The sequence below is a fragment of the Halomonas sp. Bachu 37 genome, from assembly GCF_039691755.1.
Lineage (GTDB): Bacteria > Pseudomonadota > Gammaproteobacteria > Pseudomonadales > Halomonadaceae > Vreelandella > Vreelandella kashgarensis.
The window spans coordinates 3,429,008-3,452,075 of sequence record NZ_CP137552.1 but is presented as its reverse complement, the minus strand read 5'-3'; the positions used below and the strand labels follow the sequence as shown (position 1 = coordinate 3,452,075).

Sequence of the window (23,068 nt, the reverse complement as noted above, 5' to 3'; positions counted from 1 at the left end):
CAGCTTTTCATTGCGTAATCCGCCCCCTCGGGGGCGGTTTTTTTATTACCTGACCGCAATATTCAAGGTACTACCGCCACCACTGGTGGAGGAGCTTGAACGGTTGCCATCTTTCTGAACGTCCACATCCAGGCGGCCTTCATCGCTCAGCACCGTCACCTTGCCTTCCAGTGCCGTGCCTTCGAAGTGATATTCGGCAGGTACCGTACCGTTTTCCTCCTTGTGTTCCTGTACTCCATCGTCCTGGGTGATCTTCCAGTGGGCGGAGTACACCACACCCGGTGTGCCGTCGATGCTGATACGAATGTCCGTCATGTCCTGCTCCTCGGGCGGCTGTGCGCTCAACGGAAGCCAGGCGGCAAGCCCCACTCCGATGATTGCGCTGCGCCAAGCTGTTTGCTGTTTCATGGTGAACCCTCATAAAACGCTTATAACGACAAGAGCCGCCTGTTTGGGCGGCTCTTGCAGTATAGCGACAATGTAACTTCCTGTTACATCAAGGTGAAGACTTTTTCCGCCGCATCCAGGGTCAGCTGAATATCCTCGGCAGTGTGGGCGCTGGACATGAAGCCCGCCTCGAATGCCGAAGGCGCCAGGTACACGCCTTGGTCCAGCATGGCACTGAAGAAACGGCGAAACACTTCCGGATCGCAGGCGGTGGCCTGGGCGAAGTTGTCCACCCGAGACTGGGCGGTGAAGAAGATACCGAACATGCCGCCGGCATGCTGGGTCAGCATCTCTACACCAGCGGCGTCGGCGCGCTCCTGCAAGCCCTGGCACAGGGTTTCCACCCGTTGCGCCAGCGCCGCATGGAAGCCGGGCACCTGCAGCTTGGTCAACAGTGCCGCGCCCGCCGCCATGGCCAGGGGATTTCCCGAAAGCGTACCGGCCTGGTAGACCGGTCCCAGGGGGGAGATGCGTTCCATGATATCGCGCCGGCCGCCGAAGGCGCCCACCGGCATGCCGCCGCCCACGATCTTGCCCAGGCAGGTGAGATCCGGCGTGATGCCGTAATGAGCTTGCGCTCCTCCCAGTGCCACGCGGAAGCCGGTCATCACCTCGTCGAAGATCAGCACGCTGCCGTGCTCGTTGCATACTCGACGCAGGGTTTCCAGAAAGCCGGGTTGCGGCGGAATGCAGTTCATGTTGCCGGCCACGGGTTCGACGATGATGCAGGCGATCTCGTCGCCGATTTCGCTGAAGCACGCTTCGACCCCTTCCGGGTCGTTAAACGATAGCGTGATCGTATGTTCGGCCAGCGACGCCGGTACGCCGGGCGAGCTGGGTTCGCCGTGGGTCAGCGCACCGGAGCCCGCCTTGACCAGCAAGGAGTCCGAGTGGCCGTGATAGTTGCCTTCGAACTTGACGATCTTGTCGCGTCCGGTAAACCCGCGCGCCAGGCGAATGGCCGACATGGTGGCTTCCGTGCCGGAACTGGTCATGCGGACCATTTCCATGGAAGGGAGCATCTCGCAGATCATGTCCGCCATGGTGGTTTCGATAGCCGTCGGGGTACCGAACGAGAGACCGTTATCCAGCCGGGCACGCACCGCCGCCAGCACATCGGGGTCGGCATGGCCGCTGATCATCGGCCCCCAGGAACCGACATAATCCACATAGCGGTTCCCTTCCACATCGAACAGGTAAGCGCCCTGGGCCCGCTCCATGAAGACAGGTGGGCGATGCAAGCCCTTGAAGGCCCGGACCGGTGAATTGACCCCCCCGGGAATATGGCGGCTGGCGAGTTCGAACAATTCGGCGGATGTTGTCATGGCGACCTCTTGATTGCGGGAGTCACGGCAAAGACGAAAGAGTACCGTATAAAGTTATAGTAACGTCACAAGCGAAAGTGCCAACCTGGCCTAGCGAGCCGTTAGGGTCGCTTGAAAACGACGATTGGGCAAGGCGTAGCCGGTGGCTGGCAGGTAACCGTGGGACAAGCTCTGCCAGGTGAATTCCTGCGCCTGCTCGCAGGCCTGGACCAGACTTTCGCCTACCGCCAGGCGAGCGGCAAGCGCCGAGGCGAGCGTACAGCCGGAGCCATGGTAGCCCCCCTCGAGTCGCGGCCAGTGCCATTGGCGAGAAATGTCCGGCGTATGCAGGGTATGGGTGACTTGATCGGCGGGTGCGTGGGGCAGGGGATCGTCGGTCCCGGTCACCAGGATCGCCTGGCAACCCCGGGAAATCAGCTCCACGGCGCGCGCGGTATCTTCAGCATCGGCTTCCAGGTGAGAGGTCAACCGCGCAAGCTCGGCCCGATTCGGCGTCAAGATATCCACCAGCGGCAGTAATCGATCCACAACGGTATCGACCCAACCGACTGTGGATAACTCATTCCCCCCGCTGGCCTTCTGCACCGGATCCATCACCACGGGGATGCCGGGGTAGCGACGAATGACGGTTTCCACCGCCGCCAGGGTGGCTTCATCGGCAACCAAGCCCACCTTGATGGCGGCAATCTGCATATCGGCCAGGGCATCGGCCGTTTCGATGATGACAGCGGGGGCGACTGGCATTACCCGGTATACGTTGCGGCAATCCTGCACGGTCAAAGCCGTGGGCACGCTAAGCCCCCAACCGCCGCAGGCGGTGATCGCTTCGCAGTCGGCAATGATTCCGGCACCACCGCTCGGATCGTGACCGGCAAGCACCAGTATCGTGGGTGGCAACGGGGTGAGCATCAGTATGGTTTCACCACGGCCAGAATGACGATCGCGATCAGCACGACTACCGGTAGTTCATTGAACCAGCGAAAGAACACATGGCCCTTGGTGCAGCGATCCTGGGCCAGCTGTTTCATGTAGATCAGGCAGACATGGTGATAGGCGATCAGGATCACCACCAGCAGCAGCTTGGTATGCATCCACCCCTGGCTGAACCAGCCGGGAACGAGATACAGCATCCAGCCGCCGAAAATGATCACCGCGATCATCGAAGGCGTCATGATGCCGCGATAGAGCTTGCGCTCCATGGTCTTGAAATAGTCGATCGTGCCATGGTCGCCCGCGTCCCGGGCGGTGGCGTGATACACAAACAGTCTCGGCAGGTAGAACAGGGCGGCGAACCAGGTCACCATCGACATCAGGTGCAGGGCTTTAATCCATTCGTACATGATTTCTCCTTAGGGTCCTTGGCGTGGTCCGATCTCGGTCTCGCGGGCATCGGTATAGTGATAATAACGTTCAATGGCGCCACGGGTGATGATACCGGAAATTCGTTTCTGCTTCGGCCTGTAACCGTGCACCACATACAAGGCCCCCAGCGAATCCTTCTGCAACGCCAGGAAGGCCTCGGACAGGGTCGCCTGGAGAGAGATCGGTGCCATTTCCAGGCGCTGGCCGGGTATTTCCAGCAGGTCGATCATGCCGGATTCACGCTCTTCACTCTCCGCCGGCGCTTCGTCGTGTTCGAGCAGCCAGCGGGCAAGTTCTGCGGCCTTGAAGGCCAGCACCGGTTTTTCCTCGCTGGAGCGCTCGATCACCAGCCATACCGGATTGGTTTCCAGAAGACGCTTGGCCTGAAAAAAGGTCAGCATACGCGGCGTTCGCGCAAAGCTGCGCTCCATCACGGCGGGTACGGAAACACGCGACAGCGCCTGCATCAAGGGCTGTTGCAGCGGGTGCAGGCCGTTGCGTGTGGTACTGACGAAGAACCCCTCGCCGCCGCCGCACTGGCGCGATGTCAGACACGCCACCACCACTATCAGCATTCCCGGCAGCATGATGTGGGGGCTATGAGTCAGTTCCAACAGCGCCATGAGCGCCGCCAACGGTGCCTGGAGTACCGCGCCCATCATGGCGGCCATCCCCAACATGGCGTAGATGCCGGGATCGGCAGCCTTTTCGGCCCAGATAACGCCTCCCAGCAAGCCGCTCAAGGCGCCTGTGGACGCCCCCACGACCAATACCGGGCCGATGATGCCGATGGGCACGCCACCCGCTACCGTCAGCGCGGTAATTAAAAGCTTGCCGATGACCAGGGCGATCAGCACATCCATCGCCAGCTGCCCGTTCAACGCGCTTGCCAGGCTGTCGTAGCCGATTCCCTGGACTTGCGGGTACCACCACGCCACCACGCCGGTGGCGATTCCCACCAGGGCCAGGCGAGGCCACAGCGGCAGGTCAATGATGCGTTGACTGCGCGACACAGTGATGAACAATCCGGCCAGCCCGCCTATGACCAACCCCGTGGCCACGATCCAAGGCAGGTTCAAAAGCGACCCCAGGCTGATATCGGGAATCTGGAACGCCGGCTCGGCACCGTACAGTACCTGAGCCACCAGAGCGCCCATGGTGGACGCCAGTATCACCGGCATGAAGCTCATGATGGTGTACTCCATCATGACCACTTCCATGGCAAAGATGACCCCGGCGATGGGTGTATTGAAGGAAGCGGATATCCCTGCCGCCGTACCGCACGCCACCAGAACCCGCAAGCTGTTGTGCGGCAACCGTAGCTGTTGCCCCAGGCCGCTGGACGCGGCAGCGCCGAGGTGAATCGCCGGCCCTTCGCGGCCGGCGGAGAGCCCACCAAGCACCGAGACCACCCCGACCCACCACTGATTCAGCCAGTTGCGTCGTGGAAAGCGGCCCTGATGATAGGTCAACCGCTCGATCACATGGCCGACACCAAGCTTGCGAGCGGAGGGCTTCTGACGATAGAGCAGCAGGCCAATCAGCAGTACCGCCAAAAGCGGCAGCAAGGCTCTTCCCCAGTTGGGCAAGCCCTCGAACGCCTCGGAATTTCCCTCCGGCATGTAGAGTGTCGCCCCCCACGTCAACAACAGGCGAAACCCCACCATCAAGGCACCGGTGATAACGCCGGACACCAGCCCCAGCAGGCACAGCTGCGGCAAAGCCTCCACATTGGCCAACTGGCGGCGAAAGCTTTCCAGGGTGAAATCCGAACGTGAAAAACGGGACACGGCGACGTTCCTTGCTAGCCACTTGGCTCTGTTGACGTTTCATCACATTGAACTGCGTTGCCAATGAGGCGCCGCTGAGTCCGACGACTATCTCTTGTGTATCATAGCGAGACAGCCTTCGACAGCCCGCGGCCTTGCTCGTAAGCTGTCGGCATGCACAAGCGATAGGTCTGTTTGCAAGAACTGTCTTGTTGGCAAGAACTGTCTAATCGGCAAGTTGAACCTATCTAGCAAATGAGATTAATTGAAAGGAGTACCGCGTGATCAAGGTCGGAATCGTCGGTGGCACGGGTTATACCGGAGTCGAGTTGCTGCGTCTGTTGGCGCAACATCCCCATGTCAGCGTGGAAGCCATCACGTCGCGCTCGGAAGACGGCGTCCGCGTCTGCGACATGTACCCCAACCTGCGCGGTCATTACGATGACCTGACCTTCACCGTGCCAGATGCCAAACGCCTGGGCGCCATGGACGCGGTGTTCTTCGCCACTCCCCACGGCGTCGCCCACGCCCTGGCCGGCGAGCTGCTCGAACAAGGTACCCGGGTCATCGACCTCTCGGCTGATTTCCGCCTGCGCGATGCTACTGAATGGGCCGAGTGGTACGGCCAATCCCATGGCGCTCCCACGCTGCTCGAAGGAGCCGTCTACGGCCTGCCCGAAATGCAGCGTGAACGAATCAGGACGGCACGCCTGGTCGCGGTGCCCGGCTGTTACCCCACCGCGGTGCAGCTGGGTTATCTGCCTTTGCTGGAAGCGGGCCTGATCGATTCCAGCAGCCTGATCGCCGATTGCAAATCCGGAGTCACCGGGGCCGGGCGCGGCGCCAAGGTGCCTTCGCTGCTGGCCGAAGCCAGCGAGTCGATGAAAGCCTACGGAGCGTTCGGCCATCGCCACCTGCCGGAAATTCGCCAAGGCCTGCGCGATATCGCCGCGAGCGATATCGGCCTGACTTTCGTGCCGCACTTGACCCCCATGATTCGCGGCATCCACGCCACTCTCTACGGTCGGCTCAACAGCGGTCAGCTCAATGGCGACCCCGACGCCTTGCAAGCGCTCTTCGAGCAGCGCTACGCCAACGAGCCGTTTGTCGATGTCATGCCCGCCGGCAGCCACCCGGAAACCCGCAGCGTCAAGGGCATCAATACCTGTCGCCTGGCGGTACACCGCCCGGGCAACGGCGATGTCGTCGTCGTGCTTTCGGTCATCGACAACCTGGTCAAGGGGGCCTCGGGCCAGGCGATCCAGAACCTCAACCTGATGTTCGGTCTGGAGGAAAACGCCGGCTTGACCGCTCCCGCCTTGATGCCGTAAGCCTTGCTGGTGCATGATACGCGCCCGGCAAAAGTTGACCCTTTTGCTGGGTATTACCGATAATTCTCTTTATCGTATCCATGCGCATAGCATTCTTGTCAGTTCCCTAAAGCTCGCGGGAGGTACCCATGAGCGGTGCAGAGTCGTTCGTTCCAACCCCTTTATTGCTTTCCGACAACGCTCGGAATCGCCTTCATGCCCTGATTGCAGAAGAGAACAGCCCCGGCCTCAAGCTGCGCGTCTACGTTACCGGCGGCGGCTGCTCCGGTTTCCAGTACGGTTTCGATTTCGCCGATGACGCGGGCGAAGACGACACGGTGATCGAGTTCGGCGAGGTATCGCTGGTCGTCGACCCGCTCTCCTACCAGTACCTGGTCGGTTCCACCGTGGATTACGAGGAAGGCCTGGCGGGTGCCCGCTTTCGCATCCAGAACCCCAACGCCACCACTACCTGCGGTTGCGGCTCCTCTTTCATGGTCTGACACTCCCCGCCTGCCGCGCTTCGCGCTTTAGGCGAGGGTTCTTGGGTCGCCCCAGAACCTTCCTGCTTCGACACGCCTTCACTAGGCAGCGGCTAAGCTGCTGCCCCCGCTCCAGTCGCTCCACAGGATAACCCCGCCAGCCCGGCGGTTCGGATATTCCTGGCTGCATTGATGTCGCGGTCGGTCGCTTGCCCGCAGCCATCGCAGTGCCAGTGACGCTGCGACAGCGGCAGCTTCTCAACCTTGTGCCCGCACTCATGGCACAGCTTGCTACTGGGCAGCCACTGGCTGACCTTCACCAGTTCCCGGCCTGCCCAGACCGCCTTGTATTCGAGTTGACGTACGAACTCGCCCCAGCCCGCATCGCTGATGGCCTTGGCCAAGGAACGGTTCTTGACCATGCCTACGATGTTCAACGACTCGACACACAGCACTTGGTTTTCGTTAATCAGCGTGCGGGTCGCTTTGTGGGTGGCATCACGGCGGCAGTCTGCGATCTTGGCATGAAGCCGTGCCACCTTGTTTCGCGCCTTGGCCCGATTCTTCGAGCCTTTCTGCTTTTTCGCCAACCGGCGTTGCCAGTACGCCAGCTTGGCTTCGTAGCGTTTCAGGTGGCGCGGATTGCCGGACTTCATGCCCTCGCTGGTGATGAACAAGTCGGTCAATCCCAGATCAATCCCCGTCATCCTGGGCGTCACCGGCAGCACTTCCGGCGCGAACTCGCACAGACAACTGATGAAGTAGCGCCCGGCGCGGTCGCATGAAATCGTGATGCTGGAGGGTTCGCTGGACAGCGGACGGCTCCAGCGGATCGGCAACGGCGTCTTCGACTTGGCGATGGTGATCTCGCCATCGCGATAGCGGAAAGCGGCCTTGGTCAGCCGGATCGACTGCCGGCCATCCTTGCGCTTGAAACGCGGATAGCGCGCCTTGAGCTTGGGATTGAAGAAGTTATCGAAAGCGGCTTTCTGATCCCGCAGCGTCTGCTGCAGGATCACGCTGGATACATCTTTCAGCCACGGATGTTCGGCTTTAAGCGCTACCAGCCGCTTTTCCGCTGCGGGATGCGACACCGATTCACCCCGCTGCTGATACGCCTCGGTGCGATAGGCCAGCGTATTGTTCCAGACGAAACGCGCACAGCCGAACGACTTGGCCAGCAGCTCAGCCTGTTCGGGGGTGGGGTACAACCGTTCTTTATAAGCACGTTTCGTCATGCTGTACAAATATCAGGTATGATTCTCAATATCAACATCGACAGGCACCGCTGCGCGGTGCGCGCTTATATCACCGCCCGATTGGGCGATGCTTTACGCGCTGTCTGGTAACGCGGTTCTTGGTCTAGCCGACGTCGATACAGCGTTGGCTCGAAATCGCCCCGTAACTTGACGCCTTGCCGGTTTCTCGCCAAGGTTGAAAGGTCAATAACAGTAATAACCGGTTGTTACCGCTGCGTTCGGCAGGTGTGTTCGTGCAAATGTCCACCCAACCCAACCTGCAGCGACATCAACCTGTCAGCTAACTGATTACGGGGACCAAAATGAAAAATTCTCGCGTTGCCTCTGTCTGGATGCCTGGAACCGTCCTGGCCGTTGCCTTGGGCCTGGGAGGCGCCGCCAGCGCCATGGCGCAGACACCTTCGGTCAATGTCGTCACCGATCCCAGTTTCGTGCCGTTTGAAATGCTGGATTCCGATAGCGGCGAGATGGTCGGTTTCGATATCGATATCATCAACGAAGTGGCCGAACGTGCCGGTTTTGAAGTCAACCTCACCACCATGGATTTTTCCGGCATCATCCCCGCCGTACAGACCGGTAATCAGGAAATCGCCATCGCCGGTGTGACCATTACCGATGAGCGTGCGGAAATCGTCGATTTCTCCGATCCCTACTACGATAGCGGTCTGCGGATCATCGTCCGGTCGGATAATGACGACGTGGAAACTATCGAGGATCTGGAAGGCCTGAGCATCGCCACCAAGATCGGCTCGACCAGCTACGACTTCCTGCAGTCCGAACTCGGTGAAGACGCCGATATCACTCCGTACCCCGGTACACCCGACATGTACATGGCGCTGCTGGGCCGTAACGTGGATGCCGCCTTCTACGACGCCCCCAACGTGCAGTATTTCGCCCAGACCCAGGGCGAAGGCCGGGCCAAGGTGGTCGGGCCGCTCTACGAAGGTCAGCAGTACGGTATCGTCTTCCATCAAGGTAGCGAATGGGTAGAACCCGCCAACGAAGCCCTAGCCGCCATGCGCGAAGACGGCACCTACGATGAAATCTACGAAAAATGGTTTGGTGAAGCTCCCAGCGACGATTGATGACTCGCGTTAGTTAATCGATTGAGATGACCCACTCAGGGCCGGGCGGCCAGCCACCCGGCCCTGTTTCGTAGCAAGGTCGTCAGAGACGTCAGTGTCGTAAAAAAGGAGCATAATTCGTGGAAGTCACCTTTCAGTTCGATTGGGCGGCTGCGTTCCGTTCCATTCCCCATCTGTTGCCCGGGATCCCGTGGACGCTATTGATCTCCTTCGGTGGCCTCGCGATCGGTTTCTTGATCGGAATCATCTTCGGCCTGTTGCGGATAAGCCCGATACGCTGGCTGCGTTGGCCGGCGATTGTTTACGTCGAGGTCTTTCGCGGTACGCCCATCCTGGTTCAGGTCCTGTTCATCTTCTATGGTCTTCCGCAGCTGCTCGGGAGCCCCATCAATGCCTTGACGGCGGGCATCGCCGCTATTGCCGTCAATTCGGGTGCCTATATCTCCGAAGTGGTACGCGGGGGGGTACAGTCGATCGAACGAGGCCAGCGTGAAGCCTCGCTATCGCTGGGGCTATCGCGTAGCCAGTCCTTTCGCTATGTCATCTGGCCCCAGGCCCTGCGCCGTATGATCCCGCCGCTGGGCAACCAGGCCATCATCAGTATCAAGGACACATCGCTGTTTTCGGTCATCGGGGTCGGCGAGCTGGTACGTCAAGGCCAGGTCTACATCGCCACCACTTTCACCGCGCTGGAAGTCTATTTCATGGTGGCGCTGCTGTATCTCTGCATTACCTGGACCCTCTCCATCCTTCTGCGTCAGCTTGAACGCAGAGGCCTGGCCGGACAATAAGGACCGCTGTCATGAACGCTACAACTCAACCTATCGTGCGCATGCAGGGCCTGAATAAACACTTCGGCGAGTTGCATGTGTTGAAAGAGGTCGATCTCGAGGTCACCCCCGGCGAGGTCGTGGTGGTCATCGGTGCCAGCGGCTCGGGAAAATCCACCCTGATTCGCTGCATCAACGGCCTGGAAGAGTTCCAGCAAGGCGAACTCGAGGTCGATGGCAATCGATTGGAACCCCACGGCAAGAGTGGGAAAGCGCTGCAGAAGATCCGTACCGAAGTCGGCATGGTCTTCCAGCAGTTCAACCTTTTCCCCCATCTCAGTGTGCTCGATAACGTCACCCTGGCGCCGATGAAGGTGCGCGGCTGGAGTCGCGACGATGCCGAGGAAAACGCCAGACGCCTGCTGGACCGCGTGGATATCGCCGACCAGGCCGACAAGTACCCCACCCAGCTTTCCGGCGGGCAGCAGCAACGCGTGGCATTGGCCCGGGCACTCGCCATGGAACCGCGACTGATGCTGTTCGACGAGCCCACCTCGGCACTGGACCCGGAGATGATCGGTGAAGTGCTGGACGCCATGCGCGAGCTCGCCAAGGAGGGCATGACCATGGTGATCGTGACCCATGAAATGGGGTTCGCCCGGGAAGTGGCGGATCGCATCATCTTCATTCACAAGGGAGCCATCGAAGAGCAGGGCCCGCCCGAGAAGCTGTTCGACAACCCGCAGAACGAACGCACCCAATCCTTTCTTTCCCGCGTTCTCAAGCACTGAATCTTCCCACCCGGTAGCTCTTCCCTGAGCCCAAAATTCCTTTCTTTTTTAGCGCCTGTCAGCCATGACAGGCGTTTTTTTGTCAAGTGGGTGCTTTTTTGCCCTGTGGATACTTTATTTTCGTTTTTCTTTTCTTCCTGCCGATCCTCCCGGCATGAGCGCTTTTCCCGCGAGCCATGCTTGTTTTTGCGCTTGTACACAGGTGGTTTGAGAAGCCCGGTACAGACCAGTGGACAACTGGGGTATCGCTTGCGCTGTGGATAACCTCGCATATCATCCACAGCCCGATCACTGTTTCCACCCAGCATCTACGCTGCTTCTCCGCCTAGCTGTAAACAAAATAAGCCAATGTTTATAAAAGGTTAAAATTGCTTTTCCACAGATTTTGTCCACACCAGTAGTTACTACATCAACAGAACTTCTCTATTTATTTTTATATTGTTATTGATAAGTAGAGGTAGTGAAAAACCCGGTGTGGAAAAACCTGACGCTTACCCATAGGGGGTTTATACTGGCGGGCTGATTTGACGTGAGCAGGTATCGCTTGCGTTTCACAACATCCGCGCCATCGGCGCAAGACGAGGTGTCTCTTGAATTATCCCGACCGCTTTGACGTCATTGTCATCGGCGGTGGCCATGCGGGAACCGAAGCCGCGCTGGCCTCCGCTCGCATGGGCTGTCAGACCCTGTTGCTGACGCATAACATCGAAACCCTGGGCCAGATGTCGTGTAATCCGGCCATCGGTGGTATCGGCAAGAGCCACCTGGTCAAGGAAATCGATGCTCTCGGTGGGGCGATGGCGCTCGCCACCGACCTCGGCGGCATCCAGTTTCGTGTTCTCAATGCCCGCAAGGGGCCGGCGGTACGCGCCACCCGCGCCCAGGCCGACCGGATACGCTACAAGGCCGCCATCCGCGGCATACTGGAAAACCAGCCCAACCTGACCATCTTTCAGCAGGCGGCAGGCGATCTGGTTGTGGATAACGACACGGTACGGGGCGTGGTAACGGAAACCGGCATCCGCTTTTTCAGTGAAAGCGTGGTGCTGTGCACGGGGACATTCCTTGGCGGAGTGATCCATATCGGTCTCGACCAGAGCCGTGGCGGCCGCGCCGGAGACCCGCCGTCGAATGCCCTGGCCGAGCGTCTGCGGGCGCTACCGTTTCGTGTCGATCGGCTCAAGACCGGTACTCCCCCTCGGCTGGATGCCAAAAGCGTCGATTTCTCGGTGCTCGAGGAGCAGCCGGGGGATACACCGACACCGACCATGTCGTACCTCGGACGGCGCGACATGCATCCGCGCCAGGTCAGCTGTCATATCGCCCATACCAACGAGCAAACCCATGAATTGATCATGGCCAACCTCGACCGCTCACCCATGTATTCAGGGGTGATCGAAGGTGTCGGGCCGCGCTACTGCCCGTCGATCGAGGACAAGGTCCATCGCTTCGCGGGCAAGTCGAGCCATCAGATATTCATCGAGCCTGAAGGCCTGGACACTCATGAGCTGTACCCCAACGGCATTTCCACCTCCTTGCCGTTCGATGTCCAGCTGCAGGTAGTGCGTTCGATCAAGGGCCTGGAGAATGCGCATATCACCCGGCCCGGCTACGCCATCGAGTACGATTTCTTCGACCCGCGGGATCTCAAGCACTCCCTGGAAACCAGATTTATCCACAACCTGTTCTTTGCCGGACAGATCAACGGCACCACCGGCTACGAAGAAGCCGGCGCCCAGGGGCTGCTCGCCGGGCTCAATGCCGCTCGCCGCGCCAAGGAACTGGACGCCTGGTGGCCCCGGCGCGACGAAGCCTACCTGGGGGTACTGGTCGATGATCTGATTACCCTGGGCACCAAGGAGCCGTACCGCATGTTTACCTCGCGGGCGGAGTATCGTCTCCTGCTGCGCGAGGACAACGCCGACCTGCGCCTGACCGAGACTGGGCGAGAATTGGGGCTCGTCGATGATGTGCGCTGGGAGGCGTTCAGTCTCAAACGCGACGCCATCGACAAGGAGAGCCAGCGTCTTGCCGCCACCTGGGTCCAACCCGGCAGCGCCGAAGCCGATGCCTTGGCCGGCAAGCTGGACAAGCCGTTGACGCGGGAACATCGCATGATCGACCTGCTCAAGCGTCCGGAGCTTACCTATGCCGACATCGCCAACTTGGCGGAAGACTCGCCAATGCTGGACGAGCAGGTAAGCGAACAGGTGCAGATCCAGGCCAAGTACCAGGGCTATATCGAGCGTCAGCAGGACGAGATCGACAAGCTCAAGCGTCACGAAGCCACTCCGCTGCCGGCAACACTCGATTACCAGAAGGTCGAAGGGCTCTCCCACGAGATCCGCCAGAAGCTCGACCAGGCTCGCCCCGAGACCCTGGCGCACGCCGCTCGGATTTCCGGGGTTACCCCGGCGGCGGTATCGATCCTGCTGGTTCACTTGAAAAAGCGTCGCCTGCTGGGAGACGCCAAGGTGAGCAATGGATAAGCCGATATCGGAAACCTTGAAACCCTTGATCGCTTCGCTGCCCTCGGCCGCAGTCGAGCGTCTGGATCAAGGCCTTGACCAGCTGCAACTGGATGTCAGCGCTCACCAGCGTCAACAACTGCTGGGGCTGCTTGCGTTGTTGCACAAGTGGAATCGGGCTTATAACCTCACCGCAGTACGCGATCTTGAAGAAATGGTCTCGCGCCATCTTCTCGATAGCGCTGCGGTAAAGCCCCATGTATCGGGGCCACGCTTGCTGGATGTCGGCTCGGGGCCGGGATTGCCGGGGCTGGTACTGGCGATTCTCGACCCGACGCTCGACGTCACCCTGCTCGACAGCAATGGCAAGAAGGTCCGTTTCCAGCGCCAAGCGGTGATGGAGCTGGGTTTGTCTAACGTCGTCGCGACGCAGGCGCGGGTGGAGTCCTTCGCCGGGGAAGCGTTCGATCAGGTGATTTCCCGAGCCTTTGCCAGCCTGGAGGACTTCGTCACCCTGACTCGTCAATTGCCGGTCCAGGGTGGTCAATGGCTGGCCATGAAGGGTCCCGGCGCCGATGAAGAGTTACGCGACTTGCCGCCCGAGATCGAACTCGAAAGCCGCCATGTCCTCGATGTACCGTTTGAAAACGCGCAGCGCCAGGTCCTGATACTATCCGCCAGGCGCGGTTCTTGATCGGCATGATGGCCTGTGTTTCGTCGCTCTAGGCTTTGTCTGAAAAGTCAGCTAGCAATGGCCAGGCTAGGCAAAAATCGGCGAAAAAACGGAGTTTACGGGTTGTAAATGAGTATTTTGAGCCGATTTTTAACACCGCATGGCTGAGCGTAGCCAGTTTTCAGAAAGAGCCTAAGGAGTTTGCTCGTGAGCCACATTATTGCCCTGACCAACCAGAAAGGCGGTGTGGGCAAGACCACCTCGGCCGTGAATCTGGCCGCCAGCCTGGCAGCACTCGATCGCCGTGTGCTGCTGGTGGATCTTGATCCCCAGGGCCACGCCAGCATGGGCAGCGGTATCGACAAGCATGAACTGGACCATAGCGTGCTGGACGTTCTGCTGGGTGAGCAGCCCGCCGAGGCGGTGATCGAGCGCAATAGCGCGGTAAAATTCGATGTCTTGCCGAGCAACGGCGATCTCACCGCCGCTGAAGTGGAGCTGCTCGATCGCGACAAGCGTGAGCGTTGTCTCGAGACCGCCCTGGCCGGCGTTGCCTCGCACTACGATGTCGTGCTCATCGACTGCCCGCCGTCGTTGAACATGCTCACGGTCAATGCCTTGACCGCCGCCGACGGGGTATTGATACCGCTGCAGTGCGAATTCTATGCGCTGGAAGGGCTCTCGGCCTTGCTCGATACCGTCGAGCAGATCAAGCACAGCGTGAACCCGGAGCTTGCGATCAGCGGAATCCTGCGCACCATGTACGACAAGCGCACCAGCCTCACACGGGAAATTGACAAGCAGCTGCGCGACTATTTCGGCGATGCCTTGTTGAAGACCACCATACCGCGCAACGTCAAGGTTGCGGAGTCGCCGAGCCACGGCTTGCCGGTCACCCAATACGCCCGCTTTTCCCGGGGCAGCCAGGCCTACCGTGTGCTGGCCAAGGAAATGATTCGCCGCTTGTCGCTGTAAGAATCCATGGGACACAAATCGATGAGGAAAGATCGATGACGCGTAAACGCGCTTTGGGACGCGGGCTGGATGCCTTGATAGGCGCTGGCGCCCGCCGTCGAGACAGCCTGGACCTTCCCGGTGGAGAGGAGCTTGGTGAAGAAAAGCTTAGCGAACTGGCCCAAGCCCACGAGAGTGATGGCAAGGGAGCCGGAACATCGGTGCAAGCCCCTCAGTCGGGCAGCGAGGATCGCCTGGAACGCCTGCCGCTGGGCCAGCTGACGCGGGGCAAGTACCAGCCGCGGCGCGATATCCAGCCCGAAGCGCTAGAAGAGCTTGCCGACTCGATCCGTGCCCAGGGTGTGATGCAGCCCATCGTGGTGCGCCCCATCGGTGAGAATCGTTACGAGATCATCGCCGGGGAGCGGCGCTGGCGGGCCGCTCAGCTTGCCGAGCTAGACGTCATTCCCGCCGTCATTCGCGAAGTATCCGATGATATCGCCCTTGCCCTGGCGCTGATCGAGAATATTCAGCGTGAAAACCTCAACGCCGTTGAAGAAGCCATGGCTCTCAAGCGCCTGAGCGAAGAGTTCACGCTGACCCAGCAACAGGTAGCCGATGCGGTGGGCAAGTCCCGGACTCAGGTCGCCAATCTGCTGCGCCTGCTTGCCCTCGATCCCGAGGTGCAGACTTTGCTGGAACGCGGCGATCTGGACATGGGCCACGCTCGAGCTCTGCTGACTCTGGGCGCGGCCCAGCAGCGCCAAATCGCCCACGAAGTGGTCAACAAAGACCTTACCGTAAGGGCGACGGAAGCGCTGGTGAAGAAATACCAGACCCAGACCGGAGCGAAACAGGTGCAAGGCCGTAAGGATTCCACTCCCGATGTGGCTCGCCTGGAAACCCGCCTGGGTGAAGTGCTGGGTGCGCCGGTAGCAATTCGCCACGGTTCCAGTGGCAAAGGGAAAGTGACAATTCGCTATTCCAGCCTGGAGGAGCTCGACGGTATTCTCGAACATATTCGGTAATAACGGAAAAATGGAGGGAATTTGTTAGCAAGTTAATCGATTGAGCTGAAAATCCCCCTTTGGTCGCAAGAGCCAAGGGAATATCCAAAAACGTACGGGCTTTGGTTGAAGCCGTGATAGGGCTTCCCTATAATCGCGCAAGCTTTCACTATGCTAAACGTTGAATCGCCGTCATTCTTAATTATCGTGAGAAAACGTTTATGCAACGACCGGAAGTCAGGCGTAGACGCACCCATCTTCGACGGCTGGTGCTGGCGCAGCTGGGAGTCACGAGTCTAGCAATGGTCATTGCTTATCTCCTGGCCCAATCGGCAGGTTTGAAGGCAGTATTCATGGGAGCATTGGTCGCATTCTTGCCCCATCTTTTTTTTGTCTACCGCATGGGCTGGTTGCGCAATTCCCCTGCGAGAGGTAACCGCTCTGTCCAACTTTTTCGGGCAGAAGCGGGGAAGTTTGGTTTGACGGTGGCGTTGTTCGTCCTGGTGTTCGTCACAGCGCCCCCCTCAAACCCTGCTTTGTTTTTTTACGCTTATGTTGCGGTAGTTCTAACGCATTGGCTCACACCGTGGCTGATGCCTGGAAAACGCACAAATGATTGAGGTGACAGGTCCATGGCCACAGGAAACGAAGTCTCTCCGACTTACTATATTCAGCACCACCTGCAGAACCTGACCTTTGGCAACCACCCCGTTAATGGCTGGTCGATAGCGCACTCTTCCGAGGAAGCTCGTGAAATGGGCTTCTGGGCCATTCACCTGGATACCATGGGCTGGTCGATCGCCATGGGCGTGTTGTTCATATGGTTATTCCGTAAAGCCGGTAAAATGGCGACCACAGGGGTGCCAGGCGGGCTACAGAATGCGGTGGAAATGGTCGTCGAGTTTGTCGAGAACTTGACGCGTTCAACGTTCCACGGACGCAACCCTAATATCGCTCCGCTAGCGTTGACACTGTTCGTCTGGATACTGTTGATGAACACGTTGAAAATTATCCCTGTGGACTTTTTCCCGGTTCTATTTGCCAAGCTGGGTGTGGAATACATGAAGATCGTTCCCACCACCGACGTGAATGCTACGTTGGGCATGGCGCTTGGCGTGTTCTGCTTGATTCTGTATTACAACTTCAAGGTCAAGGGTGTGGGTGGTTTCGCCAGAGAGCTATCCCTGACCCCGTTCAACCACTGGGCGCTAATTCCCTTTAACCTGGTGCTGGAAACCGTTTCCCTCCTGGTTAAGCCGTTCAGCCTGGCAATGCGTCTGTTCGGTAACATGTTCGCCGGTGAAGTCATCTTTATTCTGATTGCCATGTTGCCGTTCTGGGCTATTTGGCTGCTGGACGTGCCATGGGCGATCTTCCACATTCTGGTGGTCACTCTGCAGGCCTTCATTTTTACAACCCTGTCTGTTGTATACCTAAGCGCGGCACACGAACACCATTAACCGAGCAATAACATTTTCACTAACCCCCAACCCTTAACCAAAACTTAAACTCAGGAGCAACATCATGGAAATGGTTTATCTTTCTGCTGCTATCATCATCGGTCTGGGCGCACTGGCTACCGGCATCGGCTTCGCCATTCTGGGCGGCAAGCTGCTGGAATCTACTGCGCGTCAGCCGGAACTGGGTGACCAGCTGCAAACCAAAACCTTCATCATGGCCGGTCTGCTCGACGCCGTACCGATGATCGGCGTGGGTATCGCGATGTACCTGATCTTCGTTGTTGCCGGTTAATGACGCTTGACCGAGCGGCTTTCCGCTCGGTTTCGTTTCACTCCGGTCGCCACGAACTTGTCAGAGGTACAGCCCTGTGAATATCAACATGACGCTAATCGGGCAAACGATCGCCTTCGCGATCTTTGTCTGGTTTTGCATAAAGTATGTGTGGCCTCCGATCAGCAACGCGCTTCACGAGCGTCAGAAGAAGATTGCTGATGGCTTGGACGCAGCCAGCCGGGCATCGCGTGATCTTGAGCAATCTCAAGAGCAGGCGGCTCAGACGCTGCGCGAAACCAAGGAACAGGCTTCGCAAATTCTCGAACAGGCCAACAAGCGTTCTGCTCAGATGATCGAGGAAGCGCGCAACGAAGCACGCGCCGAGGGCGAACGCATGATCGCTTCCGCTCGCTCCGAGATCGAGCAGGAAATCAATCGCGCCAAGGAGGAGCTTCGTGCCCAGGTATCGCATCTTGCGGTCATCGGCGCCGAGCGCGTACTGGAAGCCTCCATCGACGAGAATACGCACCGCAAGTTGCTGGATGAGCTTGCTGCCGAACTGTAAGGAGGTGAATCATGGCGGAAACATCTACCGTCGCTCGTCCTTACGCCAAGGCGGCGTTCGAGATTGCCCGTGACCACGAGATATTGGACCAGTGGTCGCAGGCACTCAATTTGCTGAGCCAAGTCACCGCTGACACCGAAGTTCGTCGTCTGTTGGGCAGTCCCAAACTCGACAGCGAACAGAAGGTGTCTTTGCTGGCGGATATGCTGCCGGGTGAGACCAACGATGCGATTCGTCGCTTCCTGGAAACGCTGGCACAGCAACATCGCTTGATGGTCCTGGGTGAAGTCGCCGAACAGTTCGAGCAGCTTCGTGCAGAACATGAAAAGCGAATCGACGTCACCGTGGTATCGGCTTACGAGCTGGACAGCAAGCAGCAAACCAAGCTGGCAGGCGCGCTCAAGAAGCGCCTGAATCGCGAAATCTCCATTACCACTCAGGTAGACCCGGCGTTGCTGGGCGGCGTGATCCTGCGTGCCGGCGACACCGTCATCGACGGCTCGGTACGTGGTCGATTGAACCGTCTTTCCGAAACGCTTTTCGCCTGAGTCTGAGGGACATGGCATGCAGCAACTGAATCCTTCCGAGATCAGCGACATCATCAAGCAGCGGATTGAAAAGCTTGACGTCGCGTCCGAAGCCCGCAATCAGGGCACCATCGTCAGCGTTTCCGACGGTATCGTGAAAGTTCACGGCCTCGAAGACGCCATGTTCGGTGAAATGATTGAATTCCCCAACAGCATCTACGGCATGGTACTCAACCTGGAGCGCGACTCCGTGGGTGTCGTGGTACTCGGCGACTACGTGCTCCTGGAAGAGGGCATGACCGCCAAGTGTACCGGTCGCATCCTCGAGGTGCCGGTAGGCCCGGAGCTGGTCGGTCGCGTGGTCGATGCGCTGGGTAACCCCATCGACGGCAAGGGCGATATCAACGCCAAGCTGACCGATGCGGTGGAAAAGGTCGCGCCCGGGGTCATCACTCGTCAATCTGTTGACGAGCCGATCCAGACCGGCCTGAAATCGATCGACGCCATGGTGCCGATCGGCCGGGGTCAGCGTGAATTGATCATCGGTGACCGCCAGATTGGTAAGTCGGCCATCGCTGTCGATGCGATCATCAACCAGAAAGGCAAGGGCGTCACCTGTGTCTATGTGGCGATCGGCCAGAAGCAGTCGACCATTGCCGGCCTCGTGCGCAAGCTCGAGCAGCACGGCGCCATGGAACACACCATCGTGGTTGCCGCCGGCGCCGCCGATCCAGCCCCGATGCAGTTCCTCGCCGCCTACTCCGGCTGCACCATGGGCGAGTACTTCCGCGATCGTGGTGAAGACGCCCTGATCGTCTATGATGACCTGTCCAAGCAAGCCGTGGCCTATCGTCAGGTCTCGCTGCTGCTGCGTCGTCCGCCGGGCCGTGAAGCCTACCCGGGTGACGTTTTCTATCTCCACTCGCGTCTGCTCGAGCGCTCCGCACGGGTCAACGTCGACTACGTTGAGAAGTTCACCAACGGTGAAGTGAAGGGCAAGACCGGTTCGTTGACCGCACTGCCGATCATCGAGACCCAGGGCGGCGACGTCTCGGCGTTCGTTCCGACCAACGTGATCTCGATTACCGATGGTCAGATCTTCCTCGAGACCAGCCTGTTCAACTCGGGTATCCGTCCGGCGATCAACGCGGGTCTGTCGGTGTCGCGTGTCGGCGGCTCGGCACAGACCAAGATCATCAAGAAACTTGGTGGTAGCGTGCGTCTGGCCTTGGCCCAGTATCGCGAACTGGCGGCGTTCTCGCAGTTCGCCTCCGATCTCGACGAAGCGACCCGCAAGCAGCTCGAACATGGTCAACGCGTCACCGAGCTGATGAAGCAGAACCAGTATTCGCCGTTCTCCGTGGCCGAAATGGCGCTGTCGCTGTACGCCGCCAACGAAGGTTATCTGGACGACGTCGAGGTAGACAAGGTATTGGACTTCGAGCGTGCCCTGCACGACTACATGAAGTCCGAGCATGCCGAGCTGCTCGACAAGATCAACCAGACCGGCGACTACAACGACGAGATCAAGGACGGCTTGAAGTCGGGTCTCGAGAAGTTCAAGGCGACTCAGAGCTGGTAATGCCCCAGGCCCGCCTGGCAACGGGTGGGCCAGCATGCTTTCTGAGAGCCACGAACGAAAGGTAGATCGCTATGGCAGCTGCAAAAGAGATACGCACCCAGATCGGGAGCATCAAGAATACGCAGAAGATCACCAGCGCCATGGAAATGGTGGCTGCATCGAAAATGCGTAAAGCACAAGATTTGATGAGGGCCAGCCAGCCTTACGCCAAGCAGATCCGTAAAGTGGTGGGCCACATCGCCGACGCCAACCCCGAGTATCGCCACGATTACATGATCGAGCGCGATGAGGTGAAGCGGGTAGGCTATATCGTGGTCTCCTCCGACCGCGGCCTCGCCGGCGGCTTGAACGTCAACCTGTTCAAGACCGTGCTGAAAGATGCCGTCGCTTGGAAAGGGGAGGGTGCCGAGCTGGATTTCTGTGCGCTGGGCTCCAAGGCCGCAGGCTTCTTCCGCAACTATGGGGGCAACCTGGTTGCTGCCAAGAGCGGCTTGGGGGAATCCCCCTCGATGGAAGACCTGATCGGTAGCGTCAAGGTCATGCTCGAAGCGTACGATGAAGGCAAGATCGACCGCCTGTTTGTGGTGTACAACGAGTTCGTCAACACCATGACGCAGAAACCGGTGGTTCGCCAACTGCTTCCCTTGTCGCCGGATATGGGCGTCGCGGAAGGGCAAGGCGATACACAGGACGATGAAAACGCCCGTCCCGGAAGCTGGGACTACCTGTATGAGCCGGATGCCAAGGCGTTGCTGGATAGCCTGCTGGTTCGTTTCATCGAATCGCAGGTATATCAGGCGGTGGTGGAAAACGGCGCCTGCGAGCAGGCTGCCCGCATGATCGCCATGAAGAGTGCCACCGACAATGCCGGCGGCCTGATCGATGATCTGGAGATGGTATATAACAAGGCCCGCCAGGCCGCCATCACCCAGGAAATTTCCGAGATCGTCGGCGGTGCCGCTGCCGTATAACGCCAGGGAGCTTGAGTAGCAGAGCAGGCTCCCGGCATGCAGGTTTCATTTGCAGGTTTTTGAGAGGAACCAAGATGAGCGGACGTATCGTACAAATCATCGGCGCGGTGATTGACGTAGAGTTTCCGCGGGACACCGTTCCCAAGGTCTACGACGCGCTGAAGGTCTCGGATGCCGAGACCGTCCTCGAAGTCCAGCAGCAGCTGGGCGACGGCGTGGTTCGTACCATCGCCATGGGCTCCACCGAGGGGCTCAAGCGGGGTATGACAACCGAGAATACCGGAGCTGCGATTTCCGTGCCGGTAGGCAAGGAAACACTGGGCCGGATCATGAACGTTCTCGGCGAGCCGATCGATGAAGCAGGACCGATCGGTGAGCAGGAACGCATGCCGATCCACCGCAAGCCACCGACTTATGCCGAGCAGGCCGCTTCCAACGAGCTGCTGGAAACCGGTATCAAGGTCATCGACCTGGTGTGCCCGTTCGCCAAGGGCGGCAAGGTCGGTCTGTTCGGCGGCGCCGGTGTGGGCAAGACCGTCAACATGATGGAATTGATCCGCAACATCGCCACCGAGCATAGCGGTTACTCCGTGTTCGCCGGGGTGGGGGAGCGTACTCGTGAGGGTAATGACTTCTACCACGAAATGACCGACTCCAACGTTATCGACAAGGTATCGCTGGTTTATGGCCAGATGAACGAGCCGCCCGGAAACCGCTTGCGCGTGGCCCTGACCGGCTTGACCATCGCCGAGAAATTCCGTGATGAAGGCCGCGACGTGCTGTTGTTCGTCGATAACATCTACCGTTATACCCTGGCAGGGACCGAGGTTTCGGCACTGCTCGGTCGTATGCCGTCAGCGGTAGGTTACCAGCCGACACTGGCCGAAGAGATGGGCGTTCTGCAGGAGCGTATCACCTCCACCAAGACCGGCTCGATCACGTCCGTCCAGGCCGTCTACGTGCCCGCGGATGACTTGACCGACCCGTCGCCGGCGACCACCTTCTCGCACCTGGACGCCACCGTGGTACTGGCGCGTTCGATCGCCGAGCTGGGTATCTATCCGGCCATCGATCCGCTGGATTCCACGTCGCGCCAGCTCGACCCGCTGGTGGTGGGGGAAGAGCACTACAACACCGCTCGTGGTGTGCAGAACGTGCTCCAGCGCTACAAGGAACTCAAGGATATCATCGCGATCCTGGGCATGGACGAGCTGTCCGACGAGGACAAGCAGGCCGTTGCCCGTGCGCGTCGTATCCAGCGCTTCCTGTCGCAGCCGTTCTTCGTCGCCGAGGTATTTACCGGGTCTCCCGGCAAATACGTATCTCTGAAGGACACGATCAGTGGCTTCCAGGGTATCCTCAACGGTGATTATGACGATCTGCCGGAGCAGGCCTTCTACATGGTTGGCAGCATCGACGAAGCCGTCGAGAAAGCCAACCAGATGAAGTAATCCCGTCCATCAGGGGGATTCGCTATGGCGAACAGCTTCACATGCAACATCGTCAGCGCTGAAGCGTCGATCTTCTCGGGCACTGTCGAGCAAGTCATCGCTTCCGGGGTCTCGGGTGATCTGGGCATTCTGCCCGGTCACGCTCCCCTGCTGACCGAGCTTCAGCCGGGGCCGGTACGGGTGATCTACGATGGCGGCAAGGAGGATAACTTCTTTGTCTCCGGCGGCTTCATGGAAGTCCAGCCGAAAGTGGTCACCATCCTGGCCGATGCGGCATCAAGAGCCAGCGACCTCGACGAGGCCGCCGCCGAAGAAGCCCGTCAGCAAGCGCTGAAAGCCTTCAGCGACAAGTCTAGCGAGCTGGACTATACCCGTGCAGCCGCAGAACTTGCCGAAGCCGTGGCTCAGCTGCGTACCATCCAGCAGCTGCGCAAGAAGGCCGGTAAAGGCTAATTTGCCGCTTGGCGTGAACAAAACGCTCCTTGAGCCCTGACGGGTTTAAGGAGCGTTTTTTTTGTCTGGTAGTATGGTGCAGA

Annotated in this window: 24 protein-coding genes; 18 read left to right on the top strand and 6 right to left on the bottom strand. The window is 59.2% G+C overall.

Annotation, left to right across the window (positions count from 1 at the left end; translation table 11 throughout):
* Positions 1-45: 45 nt before the first annotated feature.
* From R5M92_RS15950 to R5M92_RS15930, 5 genes are all read right to left on the bottom strand, one after another.
* Entirely contained in the window at positions 46-408 is a 363-nt protein-coding gene (locus R5M92_RS15950) for a hypothetical protein (protein WP_346796953.1), read from the bottom strand.
* 83 nt (positions 409-491) lie between these two features.
* Positions 492-1,772 (bottom strand): glutamate-1-semialdehyde 2,1-aminomutase, encoded by a 1,281-nt coding sequence (gene hemL, locus R5M92_RS15945; RefSeq protein ID WP_346796952.1) that lies wholly within the window; start codon positions 1,770-1,772, stop codon positions 492-494.
* A gap of 90 nt (positions 1,773-1,862) precedes the next feature.
* Positions 1,863-2,681, bottom strand: coding sequence for a hydroxymethylpyrimidine/phosphomethylpyrimidine kinase (locus R5M92_RS15940; protein ID WP_346796951.1), 819 nt, complete (start codon positions 2,679-2,681; stop codon positions 1,863-1,865).
* Complete coding sequence (gene hemJ / locus R5M92_RS15935; RefSeq protein WP_346796950.1) at positions 2,681-3,112, bottom strand: protoporphyrinogen oxidase HemJ; 432 nt, start codon at positions 3,110-3,112, stop codon at positions 2,681-2,683. Before hemJ ends, R5M92_RS15940 begins: the two co-directional genes overlap by 1 nt.
* 9 nt (positions 3,113-3,121) lie before the next feature.
* Positions 3,122-4,924, bottom strand: a complete 1,803-nt coding sequence (locus tag R5M92_RS15930; RefSeq protein WP_346796949.1) for a chloride channel protein — start codon at positions 4,922-4,924, stop codon at positions 3,122-3,124.
* Between the two features lie 260 nt (positions 4,925-5,184).
* Between R5M92_RS15930 and argC the strand changes: the two genes are divergently transcribed.
* Together argC and erpA are read left to right on the top strand one after the other, a co-directional pair.
* On the top strand, positions 5,185-6,234 hold the full coding sequence (gene argC / locus R5M92_RS15925) for an N-acetyl-gamma-glutamyl-phosphate reductase (protein ID WP_346796948.1): 1,050 nt from the start codon (positions 5,185-5,187) through the stop codon (positions 6,232-6,234).
* A 128-nt stretch (positions 6,235-6,362) separates the two neighbouring features.
* A complete protein-coding gene (erpA, locus tag R5M92_RS15920; RefSeq protein WP_346796947.1) occupies positions 6,363-6,716 on the top strand; it encodes an iron-sulfur cluster insertion protein ErpA in 354 nt (117 codons plus the stop codon).
* 92 nt (positions 6,717-6,808) lie between these two features.
* Here the strand turns inward: erpA and R5M92_RS15915 are convergent, their stop codons facing one another.
* On the bottom strand, positions 6,809-7,933 hold the full coding sequence (locus R5M92_RS15915; RefSeq protein WP_346796946.1) for an RNA-guided endonuclease TnpB family protein: 1,125 nt from the start codon (positions 7,931-7,933) through the stop codon (positions 6,809-6,811).
* A gap of 323 nt (positions 7,934-8,256) precedes the next feature.
* Here R5M92_RS15915 and R5M92_RS15910 point away from each other — a divergent pair, with 323 nt between their 5' ends.
* The 16 genes from R5M92_RS15910 (at position 8,257) to R5M92_RS15835 (ending at position 22,985) form a co-directional block, all read left to right on the top strand.
* Positions 8,257-9,039: a transporter substrate-binding domain-containing protein gene (locus R5M92_RS15910; protein WP_346796945.1), complete on the top strand. Its 783-nt coding sequence runs from the start codon at positions 8,257-8,259 to the stop codon at positions 9,037-9,039.
* A gap of 119 nt (positions 9,040-9,158) precedes the next feature.
* The gene (locus R5M92_RS15905) at positions 9,159-9,830 is read left to right on the top strand and encodes an amino acid ABC transporter permease (RefSeq protein WP_346796944.1); all 672 of its coding nucleotides are present in this window, start codon (positions 9,159-9,161) and stop codon (positions 9,828-9,830) included.
* 11 nt (positions 9,831-9,841) lie between these two features.
* A complete protein-coding gene (locus R5M92_RS15900; protein ID WP_346796943.1) occupies positions 9,842-10,600 on the top strand; it encodes an amino acid ABC transporter ATP-binding protein in 759 nt (252 codons plus the stop codon).
* Positions 10,601-11,190: 590 nt separating this feature from the next.
* On the top strand, positions 11,191-13,089 hold the full coding sequence (gene mnmG, locus R5M92_RS15895) for a tRNA uridine-5-carboxymethylaminomethyl(34) synthesis enzyme MnmG (protein ID WP_346796942.1): 1,899 nt from the start codon (positions 11,191-11,193) through the stop codon (positions 13,087-13,089).
* Positions 13,082-13,762, top strand: a complete 681-nt coding sequence (gene rsmG / locus R5M92_RS15890; protein WP_346796941.1) for a 16S rRNA (guanine(527)-N(7))-methyltransferase RsmG — start codon at positions 13,082-13,084, stop codon at positions 13,760-13,762. Before mnmG ends, rsmG begins: the two co-directional genes overlap by 8 nt.
* A gap of 186 nt (positions 13,763-13,948) precedes the next feature.
* The gene (locus tag R5M92_RS15885; RefSeq protein WP_346796940.1) at positions 13,949-14,716 is read left to right on the top strand and encodes a ParA family protein; all 768 of its coding nucleotides are present in this window, start codon (positions 13,949-13,951) and stop codon (positions 14,714-14,716) included.
* Between the two features lie 35 nt (positions 14,717-14,751).
* On the top strand, positions 14,752-15,723 hold the full coding sequence (locus tag R5M92_RS15880) for a ParB/RepB/Spo0J family partition protein (protein WP_346796939.1): 972 nt from the start codon (positions 14,752-14,754) through the stop codon (positions 15,721-15,723).
* Between the two features lie 281 nt (positions 15,724-16,004).
* Positions 16,005-16,322 (top strand): ATP synthase subunit I, encoded by a 318-nt coding sequence (locus R5M92_RS15875; protein WP_417339039.1) that lies wholly within the window; start codon positions 16,005-16,007, stop codon positions 16,320-16,322.
* Between the two features lie 12 nt (positions 16,323-16,334).
* The gene (atpB, locus tag R5M92_RS15870; protein ID WP_346796937.1) at positions 16,335-17,162 is read left to right on the top strand and encodes a F0F1 ATP synthase subunit A; all 828 of its coding nucleotides are present in this window, start codon (positions 16,335-16,337) and stop codon (positions 17,160-17,162) included.
* Between the two features lie 64 nt (positions 17,163-17,226).
* Positions 17,227-17,454, top strand: coding sequence for a F0F1 ATP synthase subunit C (gene atpE, locus R5M92_RS15865; RefSeq protein WP_018918432.1), 228 nt, complete (start codon positions 17,227-17,229; stop codon positions 17,452-17,454).
* A gap of 76 nt (positions 17,455-17,530) precedes the next feature.
* Positions 17,531-18,001: a F0F1 ATP synthase subunit B gene (locus R5M92_RS15860; protein ID WP_346796936.1), complete on the top strand. Its 471-nt coding sequence runs from the start codon at positions 17,531-17,533 to the stop codon at positions 17,999-18,001.
* An 11-nt stretch (positions 18,002-18,012) separates the two neighbouring features.
* Positions 18,013-18,549 (top strand): F0F1 ATP synthase subunit delta, encoded by a 537-nt coding sequence (locus tag R5M92_RS15855; protein WP_346796935.1) that lies wholly within the window; start codon positions 18,013-18,015, stop codon positions 18,547-18,549.
* A 16-nt stretch (positions 18,550-18,565) separates the two neighbouring features.
* Positions 18,566-20,110: a F0F1 ATP synthase subunit alpha gene (atpA, locus tag R5M92_RS15850; RefSeq protein ID WP_346796934.1), complete on the top strand. Its 1,545-nt coding sequence runs from the start codon at positions 18,566-18,568 to the stop codon at positions 20,108-20,110.
* Positions 20,111-20,181: 71 nt separating this feature from the next.
* Positions 20,182-21,081, top strand: coding sequence for a F0F1 ATP synthase subunit gamma (gene atpG / locus R5M92_RS15845; RefSeq protein ID WP_346796933.1), 900 nt, complete (start codon positions 20,182-20,184; stop codon positions 21,079-21,081).
* 74 nt (positions 21,082-21,155) lie between these two features.
* Complete coding sequence (gene atpD, locus R5M92_RS15840) at positions 21,156-22,532, top strand: F0F1 ATP synthase subunit beta (protein WP_346796932.1); 1,377 nt, start codon at positions 21,156-21,158, stop codon at positions 22,530-22,532.
* Positions 22,533-22,556: 24 nt separating this feature from the next.
* Entirely contained in the window at positions 22,557-22,985 is a 429-nt protein-coding gene (locus R5M92_RS15835) for a F0F1 ATP synthase subunit epsilon (RefSeq protein WP_346796931.1), read from the top strand.
* Positions 22,986-23,068 lie beyond the last annotated feature (83 nt).